The following is a 17,911-nucleotide window of genomic DNA, read 5'->3' on the forward strand; positions in this document are numbered from 1 at the left end:
CCATGGCGACCCAACCTGCCGAAAAGCGCTTCAGCCACAAGAAGCTCGAACGCAACGTCAGCCTGCTCGGCTTCTTCGCGCTGATCGCGGTCGCGATCGGCGGCATCGTCGAGATCGCGCCCCTGTTCTGGATCGACAACACGATCGAGAAGGTCGACGGGATGCGGCCCTATACGCCGCTCGAACTCGCGGGGCGCAACATCTATATCCGCGAGGGCTGCTATACCTGCCACAGCCAGATGATCCGTCCGTTCCGCGACGAGGTCGAACGCTATGGCCACTATAGCCTCGCCGCCGAGAGCATGTACGATCACCCGTTCCAGTGGGGGTCGAAGCGCACCGGGCCCGACCTCGCGCGCGTCGGTGGACGCTATTCGGACGAATGGCACAAGGCGCATCTGATCGATCCGCGCAGCGTCGTCCCCGAATCGATCATGCCCGGCTATGCTTTCCTCGCCGACCGCGATCTCGAGGCGGGCGATATGGCGCGCGACCTGACCGCGCTCTACCGCGTCGGCGTTCCCTATACCAAGACCGACATCGCCAACGCGAACGCCGACATCCGCGCGCAGGCTGACCCGGATGCGGGCGCTGGCGATCTCGTCAAGCGCTACCCCAAGGCGCAGGTGCGTGATTTCGACGGCGACCCGTCGCGGGTGACCGAAATGGATGCGCTGATCGCCTATCTCCAGATGCTCGGCACGCTCGTCGATGTCGAGAAAGCGGCGCCGCAGGAACAGGCGCATGCGCCCGACACGACAGCGGGAGCGGCGCGATGACCTATGACGAAGTCCGGCATTTCGCCGATAGCTGGGGCCTGATCGTCATGGTGGCGATGTTCCTGCTCTTCATCGCCTGGCCGTTCCGCAAGGGCGCCCGCCGTCACCATGACGAAGCCGCAAACATGATCTTCAAGGAAGACGATAATGGCCGATCATAAGCGCATCGATGACGTAACGGGGACGGCGACGTCGGGCCACGAATGGGACGGCATCGAGGAACTCGACACGCCGATGCCGCGCTGGTGGCTGTGGTCGCTCTATGCGACGATCGTCTGGGGCATCGTCTATGTCATCCTCTATCCCGCGTGGCCGATGATCCACGGCGCGACCGAGGGCGTGCTCGGCTGGAGCAGCCGCGGCCAGCTCGAACAGGAGATGCAGGCCGACGCGGCGCGCCGGGCGCCGGTGATGAATGCGATCGCGGCAACGCCGATCGCCGACCTGCCCGCGAAGCCCGAGTTGATGCAGGCGGCGGTGCAGGGCGGGGCGGCGGCCTTTCGCGTCCATTGCGTCCAGTGCCACGGCGCGGGCGGCGCGGGGGTGAAGAAACTCTATCCCAGCCTGACCGACGACGACTGGCTGTGGGGCGGTGACCTGTCGACGATCGAATATACGATCACCCACGGCATCCGGAACCCCGATCACAAGGAAACGCGGACCAGCCAGATGCCTGCCTTCGGGCACGACGGCATCCTCGAGCCCGCGCAGATTGCCGATGTCGTCAGCCATGTCCGCGTCATCAGCCATCAGGAAAAGCCGAGCAGGTCGTCGGCGCGCGGCGCGGTGCTGTTCGAGGCGAATTGCGCGGTGTGCCATGGCCCGACCGGCGACGGCGGGCGTGAGGTCGGTGCGCCGAAGCTGACCGACGCCATCTGGCTCTATGGCGGCGACCGCGCGAGCATCACCGCGACGGTGACCCAGCCGCGCAACGGTGTGATGCCGCGCTGGAACAGCCGGCTCGACCCGGTGACGATCAAGATGCTCGCCGCCTATGTCTATTCGCTCGGCGGCGGCGAGAAGGCGCCGGCGCCGGCCATGGCGGCCGCGACGGCGGAAGGGCCGGGAACCGAAGGACGGGGAGCCGATGGCCAGCCCTGACGATCTGACCGGCGAGCATGGCTCGCTCTATGCGGCGCGGAAGGGCGTCTACCCCAAGAAGGTGGACGGCCCGTTCCGGCGCTTCAAATGGGCGATCATGGCGGTCACGCTGGCGATCTATTACGGAACGCCGTGGATCCGCTGGGATCGCGGCCCCCATGCGCCCGATCAGGCGGTGCTCGTCGACCTCGCGAACCGGCGCTTCTACATGTTCCAGATCGAGATCTGGCCGCATGAATTCTATTATGTCGCGGGCCTGCTCATCATGGCGGGGATCGGGCTGTTCCTCGTCACCAGCGCGGTCGGGCGCGCATGGTGCGGCTATGCCTGTCCGCAGACGGTGTGGACCGACCTGTTCCAGCATGTCGACCGGCTGATCGACGGCGACCGCAACGCGCAGATCCGCCTCGCGAACGGCCCGTGGACGGCGGAGAAGATCGCGAAGCGGACGCTCAAATATGCGATCTATCTGACCGTCGCCTTCTGGACCGGCGGCGCGTGGATCATGTATTTCGCCGACGCGCCGACGCTGACGCACGATTTCTGGGCGGGGCAGGCGGCGCCGGTCGCCTATGTCACCGTGGCGGTGCTGACCGCGACGACCTTTGTCCTCGGCGGCTTCCTGCGCGAACAGGTGTGCATCTATATGTGCCCCTGGCCGCGCATCCAGACCGCGATGATGGACGAGAAATCTTTGCTCGTCACCTACAAGGACTGGCGCGGCGAGCCGCGCGGCAGTGTCAAGAAGGCCGAGAAGAACCCCGGCGCCTTCGGTGACTGCGTCGATTGCAACCAGTGCGTCGCGGTCTGTCCAACCGGCATCGACATCCGCGAGGGGCCGCAGATCGGCTGCATTACCTGTGCGCTCTGCATCGACGCCTGCGACAGCGTGATGGCGCAGGTCGGGCGGCCGCGCGGGCTGATCGACTATTGCACCCTCGACGACGCCGCGACCGAAAAGGCGGGCGGGGTCGCGCCGCCGATCCGCAAGACGCTATTCCGGCCGCGCACCCTGATATATTTCGGCCTGTGGGGCGCGATCGGCCTCGCGATGCTTTTCGCGCTCGGCCAGCGTACCCGGCTCGACCTCGCCGTCCAGCACGAGCGCAGCCCGCTCTATGTCCAGCTTTCCGACGGCGCGATCCGCAACACTTACACGCTGAAGCTGCGCAACATGGAGCTTCGCCCGCGTGACGTCGAGGTGACGCTGAGCGGCCTCCCCGGCGCCCGGCTGTGGACCGAGGACGGCGCGCGCGAAACGGCGGGGCAGAGCCTGCGCCTGCCGCTGGCGCCCGACAGCGTGACGAGCGCGAAGCTGTTCGTCGCCGCTCCCGGCGCGGGACCGGCGCGGCAGGACTTCGCCATCGCGGTGCGTGCGCTCGACGACGATCCGCGCGGCGACCGCGAGACGATCCAGTTCGACCGTCCGGGGACCGAGCCATGACCGGCGAGCCCGAGCGCAAACCCTTCACCGGGCGCCATGCGGCGATGATCCTGATCGCCTTCTTCGGCGTCGTCATCAGCGTCAACATCGTGATGGCGAGCTTTGCGCTGTCGACCTTCGGCGGCACCGTCGTCGACAATAGCTATGTCGCGAGCCAGCATTACAACGAATGGCTCGCGCGCGCCGAGGCGCAGGACCGGCTCGGCTGGGACAAGAAAATCACCGTCGACGAGGGGCGCCATGTCCGGCTGGCCGTCCGCAAGGACGGCGCGGCGGTGGAGGGGCTGCGCATCGTCGCGACGCTCCGTCACCCGCTCGGCCAGACGCCCCCGCGCGCGATGCGCTTTGCGCCCGCGGCGGACGGCGCGCTGCGCTCGCTCGATGCGCTGCCCGCCGGGCGCTGGCAGCTCGACCTGTCGGTGCATCATGGCGCCGATGAGGCGCGCTACCGGGTCGACCTTAAATGACCGACGCCGCCGCCCCGCTCGTCGAGCGCGATTTCGCGGTGCCCGACATCCGCTGCGCGGGCTGCATCGCCAAGCTGGAGCAGGGACTGGTGCGCGACCGGCGGATCGCGGCGGCGCGGGTCAATTTCACCGAAAAGCGCGTGCATATCTCGTGCACCCCCGATGCGGAAACGCCCGAACTGATCGGCGCTTTCTCGCTGCTGGGGTTCGAGGCGCATCCGATCGGCGACGGGCCGGCCGAGGTCGACGGCGGCGCGTCCGACAGCCGCGCGCTGCTGCGCGCGGTCGCGGTCGCGGGCTTCGCGATGATGAATATCATGCTGCTGTCGGTGTCGGTCTGGTCGGGTGCGAGCGGCGCGACGCGCGACCTGTTCCACTGGCTGTCGGCGGCGATCGCGCTTCCCACGTTTGCCTATGCCGGGCGCAGTTTCTTCCGCTCGGCGTGGCGCGCGGTGCGCCACGGCCGGACCAACATGGACGTGCCGATCAGCATCGGAGTGCTGATCGCGACCGCGCTCAGCCTCTATGAAACCGCGACGCACGGTCCCCACGCCTATTTCGACGGCGTCGTAATGCTGCTCTTCTTCCTGCTTTGCGGCCGCTGGCTCGACAGCGTGATGCGCGACCGCGCGCGGGGCGGGGTGACCGCGCTGCTCCGCAACATGGGCACCGGCGCGATGGTCGTCGGGGCCGACGAGACGAGCCGCTGGGTCGATGCCACCGCGCTCCAGCCCGGCATGGTCATGCTCGTCGCCGCAGGCGAGCGCCTGTCGGCGGATGGCGTCATCACCAGCGGCGCCAGCCGGATCGACCTGTCGCTGCTGACCGGCGAAAGCGCGCCGCAGGCGGTCGGGCTCGGCGATCCGGTCCACGCCGGGACGCTGAACGTCGAGGCGCCGATCCGCGTCCGGGTGACCGCGGCGGGCGCCGACACCGCGATCGCCGACATCGCACGGCTGATGGGCGAGGCGGCGCAGGGCAAGTCGCGCTATGTCCGCATCGCTGACCGCGCGGCGCGTTACTATGCGCCCGCTGTCCACACGCTGGCGCTGCTCGCCTTCGCCGGCTGGATGCTCGCGGGCGCGGGCTGGCATCACAGCCTGCTGATCGCGGTCGCGGTGCTGATCATCACCTGCCCCTGCGCGCTCGGCCTCGCGGTGCCCGCGGCGCAGATCGTCGCGGCGGGGACGCTGATGCGCGTCGGGGTGCTGGTGAAGGACGGATCGGCGCTCGAACGGCTGGCCGAGGTCGACCGCGCGATGATCGACAAGACGGGAACGCTGACGCTCGGCCGCCCGGTCGCGACCAATCTGGCCGAGACCGACGCCAGCGTTCGCGCTTTGCTCCTCGCGCTCGCACGCGCCAGCCGTCATCCGCTCAGCGAAGCGCTGACCCGCGACCTGACCGCGATGGAGGTGGCGCCGGTCGCGGTCGAGGCGATCCACGAGACTCCCGGCTTCGGGGTCGAGGCCCTGTGGGAAGGGCACCGGGTGACGCTCGGCCGCCCGGCGCAGCCCGCCGCCGACAGCGCGCTTGCGACCGAACTGGCGGTCGATGGGGTTCCGGCGATCACCGTCCGCTTCGCCGACGCGCTGCGCCCCGACGCCGCCGAAACGATCGCTGCACTGGACCAGGCGGGCGTCGCGCCGACCATCTTGTCGGGCGACCGCGCCGCCGCCGTCGCGCCGGTCGCGCGCGCGCTCGGCCTCACCGCCCAGACCGGCATGAGTCCGCAGGACAAGCTCGCCGCCATCGCGCGGCAGGCGGTGGCGGGGCACAAGGTGCTGATGATCGGCGACGGGCTCAACGACGGTCCCGCGCTCGCTGCGGGCCATGCCTCGATCGCACCGGGCTCGGCGAGCGACGCGGGCAAGAATGCCGCCGACTGCATCTTCCTCGGCGACCGGCTGATGCCGGTGGTGCAGGCGATCCGCGTCGCGCGGCGGACGCAGACGATCGTGCGGCAGAATTTCATGCTCGCGATCGGCTATAACGTCATCGCCGTGCCGCTCGCCTTCATGGGGTATGTGACGCCGCTGGTCGCCGCCATCGCCATGTCGGGATCGTCGCTGATCGTCGTCGGCAACGCGCTGCGGCTGAAGGGCGCCGCGCGGTGAACGGGCTGCTCGTCCTGATCCCGGTCGCGCTCGGCCTCGGGCTCATCGGTCTTGCCGCCTTCTTCTGGTCGCTGCGCGGCGGGCAGTTCGACGATCTCGATGGCGCCGCGCTACGCATCTTTGTCGAAGAAGAGGAAGAGGATGATACGCCATGACCGTGCGGTCTATCGTCCTGATGCTCGGCGCGGCGGCGCTGATGCAGCCGCCTGCCGCGGAGGCACATGTGCTGACGGTCCCGGCGTGCGGCGGCGCATCGCACCGGATGATCGTTCCCGGCGATCCCGCCGACCCCGAACAGCGCCGCGACTGCGCCAAGGCCTGCCACGCGATCGGCGACCGGCGGGGCAAGAAGGGCTGCAATCAGGGCGTCCGCGACTTTGACTGAAATAGCAGCGTGTCCCCGCGAAGGCGGGGACCCATCTCCGACTGGTTCAAGATGGTGCCGGCGGGAGATGGACCCCCGCCTTCGCGGGGGAACAGGGTCTTTTCAAACATTGTGCATGTCCGTTGGTTCCCTATGGGTCGTAAACACGAACGGGGAAATCCCTCGCCGTTGATCCCGGTCAATGTCGTAGCGGAAATTTGCCCATAGGATGCCCGCATGTGGTCCTATCACCCCGATCTGCTCGCAAAGCCGGTGCCGCGCTACACCAGCTATCCGACCGCGATGGAGTTCGTCGAAGACGTCGGTGCCGACGATTATGCGCGCGCGCTCGAAGCGGTGGATTCGGCGACACCCGTATCGCTCTATGTCCACATCCCCTTTTGCGAGAATATCTGCTGGTATTGCGGCTGCAACACTGGCGCCGCCAGCCGCAAGCAGCGGCTCGACGATTATCTGACCGCGCTCCGGTCCGAGATCGCGCTCGTCGCGAAGCGGCTCGGCGGGCGCGGGCGCATTCGCCGCATCGCCTTCGGCGGTGGCAGCCCGAACGCGATCGCCCCGGTCGAACTGGTGCGGCTGCTCGACCTGCTGCTCACCGTCTTCGACGCGCATCGGCCCGACGTCTCGATCGAACTCGACCCGCGCGGTTTCTCGTCCGAATGGGCGCTGGTGCTCGCGGCGGCGCATGTCACGCGGGTCAGCCTGGGCGTCCAGACCTTTGCGCCGCACGTCCAGCAGGCGATCGGGCGCATCCAGCCGCTGTCGCATATCGAGCGCGTCGTCGCCGCGCTGCGCCTGCGCGACATCGACGCGATCAACTTCGACCTCATGTACGGGCTGCCGGGGCAGGACCTCGCCGATGTCGACGCGACGATCGACGAGGCGCTGGCGCTGGCACCGAGCCGCATTGCCTTTTTCGGCTATGCCCATCTGCCGCAGATGATCGCGCGCCAGCGGCGGATTGACGCGAGCCGGCTGCCCGACCAGCGGCTGCGCTTCGAGCAGGCCCGGCTCGGCTATCGGCGGCTGACCGCCGCCGGCTATGTCCCTGTCGGCTTCGATCATTTCGCGCGGCCTGACGATTCGCTCGCCGTGGCGGCGCGCGAGGGGCGGGTGAACCGCAATTTCCAGGGCTTTACCGAGGATGACGCCCCCGTCCTGCTCGGCTTCGGCGCCAGCGCGATCAGCAAATTTCCCGATCTGATCGTCCAGAACGAGAAAAAATCTGGCCCCTATCGCGACTTCGTCGGCGAGGGGCGGCTCGCGGCGGTGCGCGGCGTCCGGGTCGATGCGGCGGAACAACGGCGCGCGCGGCATATCCGCGACCTGCTGTGCAACGGACGGGCGCATCTGGACACCGCCGAAATCGCTTCGGCCCGCGGCGCCCTGTCGGATTTCGAGCAGAAGGGCGTGATTGAATGGGACGGCGAAGCGCTGGTGATCCGCGATTGCGGCCTGCCATACGCCCGGCATGTCGCCGCCTGTTTCGACGGGATCAGGGGAAATATCGGCATGGCCTGAACGGTGGTCCGACGGTGGCGCGTCTCACAGGCAGGAATAGACCGCCTCGATCAGCGCCAGATCGCGCGGGTCGTCGCGAAGCAGCGTGCCCATGCGGTTCATCGTATAGCTCATCGCGAGACCGGCCGTCGGATCGGCGAAGGCGAACGAGCCGCCCCAGCCCGAGTGGCCGAATGCGGCCTGGTTCGGGCCATAGATGCCGTCGGCATTGAGAAGGAAGCCCGCGGCCCAGCGGGCCGGCACGCCCAGCACCAGGTCGATGCCCTCGATTTGCGGCGCGGTCGCCGCCGCGAGTGTGCGGGCGCTCACCTGACCGCTCGCGAAGCGCGCATAGAGCCGGGCGAGTGCGGCGGCGTTGGAATGACCGTTTGCCGACACGAGGTCCGCCTCGCGCCAGGCGGGGGAGTTGGGGAGCAGTGGATCGAGTGGCGGATTCGCCAGCGCGGCGATCTGCGGTGCCGTGAGCTGGCCGATGTCGGCCGAGCTGAGTTCGGGAGGCGCGATGATCTCGGCGCGGCGGCCCTCTTCGGCGGGGGCAAGGCCGATCGCAATATCCAGGCCGAGCCCGTCGGCGATTTCGTCCCGAACGAAGGCCTTGAGCGAACGGCCCTCGATGCGCCGGAAAAGCTCGGTGGCGAGGATGCCGATGCTGATCGCATGATAGCCCGACCCCGATCCGGGCGCCCATAAGGGGGCTTGCGCCGCGAGCCGGTCGGCCGCCGCGGACCCCGCCAGCAGGTCGGCAACGCTCGCGGCCGACGCGAAGCCGCTGAGGCCCGCCTGATGCGACAGCAGCATCGCGATCGTCACATGCTGCTTGCCGTTCGCCGCGAAGGCGGGCCAGTGGTCCGCGACGAGGTCGTCATAGGCCATGAGGCCCCGGTCGGCGAGAATGGCAAAGCAGATCGCCCCGATGCCCTTGGTCGTCGACCACAGGTTGACGACGGTATCGGCTTCCCATGGACGGGTGCGCGCGGCATCGCGCCAGCCGCCTCGAAGGTCGACGGCCATCTGGTCGCCGACGATCAGGCAGAACGCCGCGCCGATATCGCCGCGTTCGGTGAAATTCTGCTCGAAAGCCTTCCGCACGGCGTCGAAACGCGCGTCGCCATGGCCGGAAATCTGAAGGTTCGTGACCATTTTCTCTTTCCTCAATAGCGGAAGCTGAGTTCGACGCCATAAGTCCGCGGGGCGTTATAGATGCGGTTGACGATGCCGAGCGAGGCGAGGTTCACGCCCGACACGACATAGCGTTCCTTGGTGAGGTTACGGCCCCACAGGGCGACTTCCCATCCGTCCTTCTCTCCCGCGACCGACAGGCGTGCATTGAACAGCCAATAGGATTTCGAGGCGATCAGCGGATCGTTCGACGCTTCCTTGAACGCCGACGACGCATAGCGGGTATCGCCCTGGATCGCCGCGCGCAGACCGGGCGTCAGATCGAACTCATAGCGTGCCTTGCCCGAAAAGGAGGTCGCCGGAGCATTGGGAAGACGGTTGCCGGCCGGGATCACGCCCGCGGCGGTGGCGAAGGACGACAGGCGCGTATCGAGAAGTCCGAGGCCGCCCGACAGGGTCAGGCCCCGGACAGGGCGGAGGATGAGGTCGATGTCGGTCCCGAACACGCGTGCGCTGTCGACATTGCCGACCTTCTGCACCGACAGGTCGGTCGCGGGGTCGATGAAGCGGACGAAGGTCTGCGGATCCTTATAGTCGTAATAAAAGCCCGCGATATTGAGAGTGACCGCGCGACCGAACTCGCTCTTCACGCCGACTTCATAGGCGGTGATGGTTTCGGGTCGATAGGGCAGGAGCTGGCTCTCGTTGTTGGTGAAGCCGCTGAAGAAACCACCGCTTTTCCGACCGCGCGATACCGATGCGAAAAGGAGCAGGCCGTCGCGCGGGCGGATGTTGAGGCCGATTCGTCCGGTGACATTGCTGTCGCGAATGGTGTCGTCGATGAACGTGTCGTCGACGCCGACGAGCGGCGACGCGGTGATGAAGCTCGTCCCGCCCGCATAATGGCGCCGCTCGCGCGTGAAGCGGATGCCGGTTATCAGGTCGATCTTGTCGGCAAGGTGCCAGGTGCCATCGGCATAGAGTGCCGCCGACCGCGTGACCTGGTCATAGTTTGTCTTGCCCGATCCGCTGGCGGCCCCCAGGAAAAGGAGCGGCCAGTCGTCGCCGTAATTGCTGTTGTCGCCGACCACCCGGTCCCACGAATAGAAAGCGCCGCCGACGAGATCGATCAGATCGTTGCGATAACCGATCCGAAGCTCCTGCGTGAACTGCCGGACATCCTCCTTCTCGTCATAATCGAACTGCTGCAGGGGCGTAGCGTCGACGTCGATATGATAGAGGCGCGAAAAATCGATATAGCCGGTGATCGAAGTGATATCGACCGCGCCGGCGCTGTAGCGGATCTTCCCCGTCAGGCTGACCTGATCGACATTATAGGGGAAGCGGCCGACCCAGTCGCCCTGATAGGGATTGTCGTGGCTGTTCTGGTAGCCATAGGCATCGACACAATCCTTGTTGTCGAGCCGGCCCTGAAGCACCGGGGCGCAGGGGACGAAGGGTGTCCCCTTGCCATAGGTGCCGTTGAACTGAGGAACGCCCATTTCGGATCGCGAGCGCTCGCCTTCGGCCTTGAGCAGGATGTCGAGCCCGTCGGCGGGCCGTAGCGCCAGCTGGATGCGGCCGAGCCAGATGTCGCGTGTCCCGAGATCGCGGCGGCCGGGCGTCCCGTCCTCCAGCAGCGAACTGGTCCAATAGCCGCGACCTTGCTGGATCGTCTTGCCGCCGAGGCGGAGCTGGGCGCGATCGGATAGCGGGATGTTGAGCATTGCCTCGGCGTCGAACGTGTCGAAATTGCCATATCCCGTCTTTGCGAAAGCGGCGAAGCTGTCGCCTGGCGTCGCCGACACGATGTTTACCGCGCCCGCCGTGGTATTGCGTCCATAAAGCGTGCCCTGCGGCCCCTTGAGGACTTCGATGCGGCCAAGGTCGAAGAAATTGCCGCTCATGAGACCGGGAGAGGCGAGGGGGACTTCATCGACGTAAATGCCCGCGGCGGGGCTTGAAACGGTGCTGAAATCGTCAAGGCCGATTCCGCGAATGGTGACGGTCGGAAGCGCGCCGGGAACGGTTTCCTTGATGTCGACATTGGGAAGCTGGGCCGCGAGATCCTTGATTTCGGCGACGCGCGCGGTGCGGATATTTTCGGCGGACAGCGCCTGGATCGTCGCTCCGACATCCTGAAGGCGTTCCTCGCGCTTCATCGCCGTGACGACGATATCACCTTCGTTCGCGGTTTCGCCGCCGCCGGCCTCTTGCGCATATGCGCCCGGGATCGCCGCGAACATCGCCAGCGCGACCGCGACAGAAGAGGTTTGCGCACCACGCGTGCCGGCTGCCTTCATCATCGTCCTCCCTCATACATTCTTTAACGTTTATGATTCTGACATTAGAGTATGTCGCAACATACCGACTTGTCAATTGGGTTGCGAACGGGCAGGCAGGATCGATGGCGGACACGGGATTAGCGAAGGAGAGCAGACCCTTGCTCAGCGCCGCGCGCGCCGCGCGCCGCGCGTTGCTGCTCGACGAGGCGGCGCACGAGTTTCGGCGAAACGGCGTTGCGGGCGCCGATCTCGTCCGAATCGCGCAAAGCGTCGGGCTGACCCGGTCGAGCCTCTATAATTATGGCTCGGACCGCACCGACCTCGCGCGGCAATGCTATCTCCACCTGCTCGATCCACTCGATCAGGATCTTGGCCGCGCCGCCGAAGAGGGGGGCAGCGGGCTCGACGCCGTGCTCGCATTTCTCGCCGCCGCCCGCGACCGCGACCATACGCACGCCATCATCGCAGCGGAACTGGAGGCCCTGCCCGACGAAGGGCGCCGCGAAATCTCCACGCGTCAGCACGCGGCGTTCGAGACGCTGGCAGCGCTCATCGCGCGGGGGATCGCCGACGGATCGGTCCGGTCCTGCGATCCCGGCATCGCCGCCCGCACGATCTGGGGAATGATCGCATGGGCACCGCTCGGCGATATCTGGGCGCGCCGCGCCGAGCGCGATGGTCCTGGCCGCCTGTCGGTGGAATTGCCCGCGATCGTCGAAAGCGGCGTCGGCACCGGTCGCGCGCCCGAGACGATCGAAGCGGCCGCGATCGAAAGCTGGTCGGCGCTTGCACCGCCACCGCCGACCGACCGCGCGGGCGAGATCGTGACCAGCGCCTCCGCCCTCTTCAACGCGCGCGGAGTCGAGGGCGTATCGCTCGACGATATCGCGGCGAACCTCGGCGCGACCAAGGGGCTCGTCTATCATCATTTCGGCAGCAAGGCCGACCTCGTCGCGGCCTGCCTCGAGCGGGCGTTCGCGCTTTATCGCAGGCTGCTCGACCGCGCCGAAGAGCATGCGACGGGGGTCGAACGGTCGCGCGCCGGCCTCGCGCTCAACGTTCAGGCGCAGCTCGATCCGATGGGTCCAATGTCGCTGTCGGCCGCCTCCTATCACAAGCTCGGCGCCGAACAGCAGCAGCGCTTCAGCGCGATGACCAGCGCACTGCTCGACCGTTCGATTGCAATGATGGAGCTTGGCAACGCCGATGGCACGCTGCGGCCCTTCGAAGCCGAACCCACCGCACTCGCGTCGGCCGGCACTTTCAACTTCGTCGCGCGCTGGCTCCCGCGCGATCGTGTCCTGTCGCCCCGCTTCGTCGCTTTCGAGGTCTCCAACCTGTTCCTGCACGGCCTGCGCGCAGGCTAGGTACGGCGCGTCTGCGCCCGTCTGCGCGCGTCAGTGGGTGGCGATGAGCGCCAGGACCACGCCGATGACGACCAGAAACAGCCCCGCCGCCTCCTGCCAGCGAACCGGTTCGCGCAGATAGAAATGCGCGAAGCCGATGGTGAAGACGACCTCGACTTGCCCGACGACCCGCACGAGTGCGGCGGGGGCGGCGGCGAAGCCGGTATACCAGCAGGCCGAACCGAGCGCCGACAACAGGCCGACCTGGCTTGACGAGCGCCATGTTCGCCCGACGGCGCGAAGCGTGTCGCGATCGCGGACGACGATCCATGCGAAATGAAGGAGGCTTTGCATCGCCATCACGACGACCAGCGTGACAAGCGCCGACGCGACGACGTCGAGGCCCGGCAATTCGGCGGTGGCGAATTTGATCGCGACCGCCGCGAAGGCGAACATCGACCCCGCCCCCAGGCCATGGAGTGCCGCGGGCTGTCCCAGCGATGCGAGGATCTGGCGCGCGGTGATCCCGCGCCCGCTCAGCGCGAGCACCAGCACGCCCGCGACGCCGGCGACGATCCCCATCCAGGCAAGCAGCGGCAATCGCTCGCCGAAAAAGAGCGCGGTCACCAGCGCCGCCTGAATCGCCTCGGTCTTGGAAAAGGCGGTGCCGACCACGAAGCCGCGATGTCCGAAGGCGAGGATCAGCAGGATCGTCCCCGCCATCTGCGTGACCGCGCCGATCAGCGCGAACCCCAGAAAGGCGGCGCTCGGCGCGGGGAGCGTAACGGGGTGCGCCCAGAGCCAGATAGCCGCAAACAGCGCCGCAAAGGGCAGGCCATAAAGATAGCGCACGAGCCCGGCGCCGCTGACGCTGAGCTCGGTGCGTAGTCGCTGCTGGAGCGCGGTGCGCCACGCCTGAAACAGTCCTCCGAACAGGGAGGCGGGAAGCCAGATCGGATTTATGCCGCGACCCTTTCGGTGCCGAATGAAATCATGGACGTGCCGGGAGCCGGCCTGTGATGCTTCCGCCTCGCGGCGGGGACATCGTGTGTCAAACGGGCTGGTTGTACATCTCGGTCGGACCCGGATATTCGCGCCCGTCGTCGAGCCCCTTGCCGATCTCGCGGTCGCAGAGCGCATTGGTCATCGCGTTGAGGCGCAGCACCGTCTTGCGATATTTCGGATCGCCCGCGAGATTGACGATCTCTTTCGGGTCGGCGTGGGTATCGTAGAGCTCGAGGTCGTTCATCGCGCTCAGCGACTTCCAGTCGGTCGGGCGGTTATAGTGCGCCGGCGCGAAATAGCGCGCGAACTTGTACTGACCGTCGTGGACGCCGCGGTGCAGGCGGCGCTTCGACAAGTCGAACTGCCTGCTATAGTCGGGCTCGCCCGACGGCAGTTTCGCGCCTCGATCGGCCTTCACCGTCGTCGGCTCCCAATAATGGACCACGGCATAGTCGAAGAGGTGGCCGATCCTGTCGCGCTGCGTCGGCAGCGTCGGCGAGGCGAGCAGCGCCGACACGTCGAGGCCGGGCAGGCCCGGGAAGCGGTTCGCGGCCTCGTCGGCGGACAGTCCGGCGAGGCTCATCAGCGTCGGGGCGAGATCGACCGCGCCCATCAGCCCCTTGGTCGAACGCCCGCCCGGAAAGTCGGGATGTGCGATGATCATCGGGACGTTGGTTTCCTCGCGGTACATGGTTGCGCCTTTCTGACGCATACCGTGCGCCCCTCCGCGCTCGCCGTGGTCGCTGGTGTAGATGATGATCGTGTTGTCGATCTGGCCGCTTGCCTTGAGCGCCCAGAGGAGCTGGCCGAGCCGGCGATCGACGTCGCGCAGGCAGTTGTAATAATAGTTGATGAAGCGATGCCACGATGCCTCGTCGTCGTGCGCCATCTTGCCGTAGAAGACGTCGTTCAGACGAACGATCGCGCTGTGCGCCTCGGGTTTGGTCGACAGATCATCCTTGTGGAAGCTTTCCGGCAGGTCGAACTTATTGTCTTCCTCGTAGAGCGGATCGCCGGGCTCGCGGCGCAGCGGGCCCAGGATATTGGGATCGGGGCGGCTTTCGGCCTGCTTGCCCGTCGCGTCATAGAACATGATGTCGTGCGGATTGACGAGCCCGACGACCTGGAACCACGGCTTGCCGCCGGCCTTGTCGTTGCGGGCATAGTCGAAGATCTGGCGCGCTGCGTCGCCCGCGACATACATGTCGGCCTTGTATCCGTCCCACGTCAGCCCGACTTCCTCGCCGTCGAAGCCGTAATCGTGGAAGCCGTATTTCTCCATCGCATTTTCGGTGGTCGGATAGATGCCGCCGGGGATGCGCGTCCAGTTGCGTTCGTAGTTCAGGCGGCTCAAATGCCATTTGCCCTTGTAGCTGGTATAATAGCCCGCAGCCTGCATCATGTGGCCGAGCGTCGGCATCGTCTCCGCCGCGACCGGATAGGGGGCATTGTCGCTGTTGAGGAACAGCCCGGTCTGCTGGGTGTGATGCCCCTGAAAGATCGTCGAGCGCGACGGGGTGCAGGGGGTCGTGTGGACGTGATAATTTTCGACGAGCATCCCGCGTTCGAGCAGTTCGCGATGCGCGGGCAGCTTTTCGAGCAGGCCCTTGGGATAGCTGGCAAGACCCTGTTCCTGATCGGTGACGATCATCAGGACGTTGAATTTCTTGCCATTCTTCGCATAGGCCGGCATCCCCAGCCCCGCGGCCGCGAGCGCGCCCATGCCGACGAATGACCGGCGATCCAGATCCCAATTCATCACACTCTCCCGTATTTGTCCTTGTCATGGAATCCCGCGGCGCCGCTTGCGAAGCGCCGCGGGACATAGCCGTCAGAATTTGACCGCGAAGTCGACCCCGAATTCGCGCGGCGGCTGATAGAATTGCGAGATCGGGGTCGCGCCGGCGTTGGTCGCGCCCGAAATCACCTTCTGATCGGTGAGGTTCGAGCCGTAGACGGTGACCTTCCAGCGGTCGTCCTCGCCCGCGACCGCGATGCTCGCGTTGAGCAGTACGACCTCGTCGCGGTAATAGCCGGGATTGTTGCTGCGGCCCCAGGTGTTGAAGCGCGACGAATAGCGCGCGTCGCTATGCAGCTTCACCTCGCCGAACGACACCGGGATCGCATAGTCGACCGACAGGCTCCCGCTCCACTTCGGCGCATTGGCGAGGTCGAGGCCGGTCGAATCGGTCGGGACCGCGAAGGTGCCGTTGGGCACGCCGTTGATCAGGATCGGTTCGGCGGGCCCGCACTGGCCGACTTCGGGCGCGCCGTTGGTGAAGACCCCATTCGTGTCCGCACAGAAGTCGGTGTAGCGCGCGTGGAGGTAAGCGAGGTTCGCGCCGATGGTGAAGCCGTCGGCCGGACGAAGCAGCGTCTCGACCTCAAAGCCATAGATTTTCGCCGCGGCGATATTGGTGGTGATATTCTCGGCGCGGACGGCGCCCATCTTGGTCACCGACCCCTGAAGATTGCGGTAGTTGTTGACGAAGCCCGCGACGTTGAGGCGCAGCAGCCGGTCGAACAGGTCGGTCTTGGCGCCGACCTCGAACGCATTGACGCGCTCGGGATCATAGGGGCCGACATTCTCGGCGATGGTGCCGCGCGAGTTGAAGCCACCGGCCTTGTAGCCCTGCGAATAATTGGCGTAGATCATCGCGCTCGGCGACATGCGATATTCGACGGTCAGACGGGGGGTGAACTCGGCCCATGACGCCTTGAGGTCGGCGGCGAAGGACGAGATTTGCGCGCCGCTGAGCAGCGAATCCATCACCGCCTGGGTATAGGCGTCCCCGGTCAGATTGCCGACCGACGTGGTGTTGGTGCGCACCTGCGTCGCGATGCTGTATTTCTTGCGGTCATGGCTGTAGCGGCCGCCGAGCGACAGCGTCAGCCCCTCGGCCGGATGCGCGTTGACCAGCGCGAACATCGCATAGCTTTCGGTGTCCTGATGAAGCTGAGCGAGCGTTGTCAGGGCGGGGCTTGCGAACACGGTGTTGAACTGGCGCCACTTGTCGGCCTGGTAATAGAGGCCGACGACGAAATCGACCGGCTCGCCGGCGGGTGAAACGTAGCGCAGTTCGCCGCTCTTCGATTCGCCCGAGAAGTCGCGGATCACGTCGAGATTCGGCGCGGGGGTGATCAGCCCGTCGAAGTCGCCGCGGGTGACATAGGACAAGTGGCGATAGCCGAGCACCGACGTGATCGTGCCATAACCGACGTCGAGATTCGAGGTCCACGAACCGCCATAGGTTTCGGTATTGGCATAGGGATCGAACAGGACCGCCGACTTGCGGACATCGGTTTTGACCGCAGCGGGCAGCAGATCCCAGTTCGGGTCGCCGTTGTCGAGGACGTGCGGCGCCGGGCCGGTCGTCTTCTGCTTCAGCCAGTCGGCGACGATCGTCGAGTTGAAGGCGCCGCCCTGGTCGTAGTTGAGCGCGCCGCGCACCGACTTAACATTGGCGCCGTTCAAGCGGTTGCCGGTGATCACATTGCGGGAATAGCCGTTATAGTCGCGGAAATTGACCGAGACCTTTGCTGCAAGCGCACCGTCGGCGAAACGGCCCGAATTCAGCTTGCCGCGGAACTGCTTGAGACCGAACGAACCGAGCGTCACGCGCACTTCGCCGCCGAAATCCTCGGCCGGGCGCGCGGTGATGACGTTCAGCGTGCCCGCGAGATTATTCTTGCCGAACAGCACGCCCTGCGGTCCCTTGAGCACCTCGACGCGTTCGATGTCGAACAGGTCGAGCATCGTGCTCGACACGAAGGGGATATAGACGCCGTCGATGATCGTGCTGACCTTGGGATCGGCATTGGGATCGGGGTCGGAGGTGCTCATGCCACGGATCGAGATCATCGGCACGTTGGCGACCAGGCCCTGCGTCTGAAGGACGACGTTGGGCGCGATGCCGTTGAGGCTGGTGATGTTGGTGCTGCCGCTCGATTCGACCATTTCGGCGTTGAAGGCCGAAATGGCGATCGGAACATTCTGGATGCTCTCCGACCGGCGCTGCGCGGTGACGAGGATGTCGCCATAGCTGTTGTCGGCGTCCGATGCCGCGCCATCGGCGCTTGCATCGGCGGGGGCTGCATCGGCGGGGGCCGCGTCCTGCGCGTGGGCGGGCGCGGTCGCCAGCGTAGCAAGCGCGGTCGAAAGGAACAGGAAAGCCGTCTTCATAAATCCTCCCAGGTTGCGGCCGAGCACGACCTTTTCCGCAAACGCCATCGCGGCGAAAATGCGGATACGCATTCGACCTCGTCTCTTCATTCGGAACGGGGGGTGATCGGCAGATGCCGTTTTTCCAACGGCGCGGACGTCTGACGCGTCCCTCGACTC

The 17,911-nt window shown here is 66.4% G+C and carries 15 protein-coding genes; 10 read left to right on the forward strand and 5 right to left on the reverse strand.

The features are described 5' to 3' along the window. The first annotated feature begins 2 nt into the window (after nt 1–2). From ccoO to hemN, 9 genes are all read left to right on the forward strand, one after another. Entirely contained in the window at nt 3–779 is a 777-nt protein-coding gene (gene ccoO, locus ACVENA_RS03135; RefSeq protein WP_449327612.1) for a cytochrome-c oxidase, cbb3-type subunit II, read from the forward strand. Next, on the forward strand, nt 776–940 hold the full coding sequence (locus tag ACVENA_RS03140; RefSeq protein WP_053554515.1) for a cbb3-type cytochrome c oxidase subunit 3: 165 nt from the start codon (nt 776–778) through the stop codon (nt 938–940). Before ccoO ends, ACVENA_RS03140 begins: the two co-directional genes overlap by 4 nt. Then, nucleotides 927–1,880, forward strand: a complete 954-nt coding sequence (gene ccoP / locus ACVENA_RS03145) for a cytochrome-c oxidase, cbb3-type subunit III (protein WP_449327613.1) — start codon at nt 927–929, stop codon at nt 1,878–1,880. The genes ACVENA_RS03140 and ccoP overlap by 14 nt, the downstream gene beginning before the upstream one ends. Continuing rightward, entirely contained in the window at nt 1,867–3,324 is a 1,458-nt protein-coding gene (gene ccoG / locus ACVENA_RS03150; RefSeq protein ID WP_449327614.1) for a cytochrome c oxidase accessory protein CcoG, read from the forward strand. The genes ccoP and ccoG overlap by 14 nt, the downstream gene beginning before the upstream one ends. Further along, on the forward strand, nt 3,321–3,791 hold the full coding sequence (locus ACVENA_RS03155) for a FixH family protein (protein WP_449327615.1): 471 nt from the start codon (nt 3,321–3,323) through the stop codon (nt 3,789–3,791). Before ccoG ends, ACVENA_RS03155 begins: the two co-directional genes overlap by 4 nt. After that, nucleotides 3,788–5,908: a copper-translocating P-type ATPase gene (locus ACVENA_RS03160; protein ID WP_449327616.1), complete on the forward strand. Its 2,121-nt coding sequence runs from the start codon at nt 3,788–3,790 to the stop codon at nt 5,906–5,908. The genes ACVENA_RS03155 and ACVENA_RS03160 overlap by 4 nt, the downstream gene beginning before the upstream one ends. Further along, entirely contained in the window at nt 5,905–6,063 is a 159-nt protein-coding gene (gene ccoS, locus ACVENA_RS03165; RefSeq protein WP_297662349.1) for a cbb3-type cytochrome oxidase assembly protein CcoS, read from the forward strand. Before ACVENA_RS03160 ends, ccoS begins: the two co-directional genes overlap by 4 nt. Beyond that, nucleotides 6,060–6,293: a hypothetical protein gene (locus ACVENA_RS03170; protein ID WP_449327617.1), complete on the forward strand. Its 234-nt coding sequence runs from the start codon at nt 6,060–6,062 to the stop codon at nt 6,291–6,293. The genes ccoS and ACVENA_RS03170 overlap by 4 nt, the downstream gene beginning before the upstream one ends. A gap of 216 nt (nt 6,294–6,509) precedes the next feature. After that, nucleotides 6,510–7,814: an oxygen-independent coproporphyrinogen III oxidase gene (hemN, locus tag ACVENA_RS03175; protein WP_449327618.1), complete on the forward strand. Its 1,305-nt coding sequence runs from the start codon at nt 6,510–6,512 to the stop codon at nt 7,812–7,814. A gap of 24 nt (nt 7,815–7,838) precedes the next feature. Here the strand turns inward: hemN and ACVENA_RS03180 are convergent, their stop codons facing one another. Both ACVENA_RS03180 and ACVENA_RS03185 read right to left on the reverse strand, forming a co-directional pair. Continuing rightward, complete coding sequence (locus ACVENA_RS03180; RefSeq protein WP_449327619.1) at nt 7,839–8,954, reverse strand: serine hydrolase domain-containing protein; 1,116 nt, start codon at nt 8,952–8,954, stop codon at nt 7,839–7,841. A gap of 11 nt (nt 8,955–8,965) precedes the next feature. Continuing rightward, nucleotides 8,966–11,239, reverse strand: coding sequence for a TonB-dependent receptor (locus ACVENA_RS03185; RefSeq protein WP_449327620.1), 2,274 nt, complete (start codon nt 11,237–11,239; stop codon nt 8,966–8,968). A gap of 137 nt (nt 11,240–11,376) precedes the next feature. Between ACVENA_RS03185 and ACVENA_RS03190 the strand changes: the two genes are divergently transcribed. After that, on the forward strand, nt 11,377–12,585 hold the full coding sequence (locus ACVENA_RS03190) for a TetR family transcriptional regulator (protein ID WP_449327621.1): 1,209 nt from the start codon (nt 11,377–11,379) through the stop codon (nt 12,583–12,585). Nucleotides 12,586–12,615: 30 nt separating this feature from the next. Here the strand turns inward: ACVENA_RS03190 and ACVENA_RS03195 are convergent, their stop codons facing one another. From ACVENA_RS03195 to ACVENA_RS03205, 3 genes are all read right to left on the reverse strand, one after another. Further along, nucleotides 12,616–13,527 carry an EamA family transporter gene (locus ACVENA_RS03195; protein ID WP_449328885.1) on the reverse strand — a complete coding sequence of 304 codons (912 nt, stop codon included), beginning with the start codon at nt 13,525–13,527 and terminating at the stop codon, nt 12,616–12,618. 88 nt (nt 13,528–13,615) lie between these two features. Continuing rightward, nucleotides 13,616–15,328, reverse strand: a complete 1,713-nt coding sequence (locus ACVENA_RS03200; RefSeq protein ID WP_449327622.1) for a sulfatase-like hydrolase/transferase — start codon at nt 15,326–15,328, stop codon at nt 13,616–13,618. Between the two features lie 72 nt (nt 15,329–15,400). Then, entirely contained in the window at nt 15,401–17,824 is a 2,424-nt protein-coding gene (locus ACVENA_RS03205) for a TonB-dependent receptor (protein WP_449327623.1), read from the reverse strand. Nucleotides 17,825–17,911 lie beyond the last annotated feature (87 nt).

The sequence above is a fragment of the Sphingopyxis sp. 550A genome, assembly GCF_053569535.1.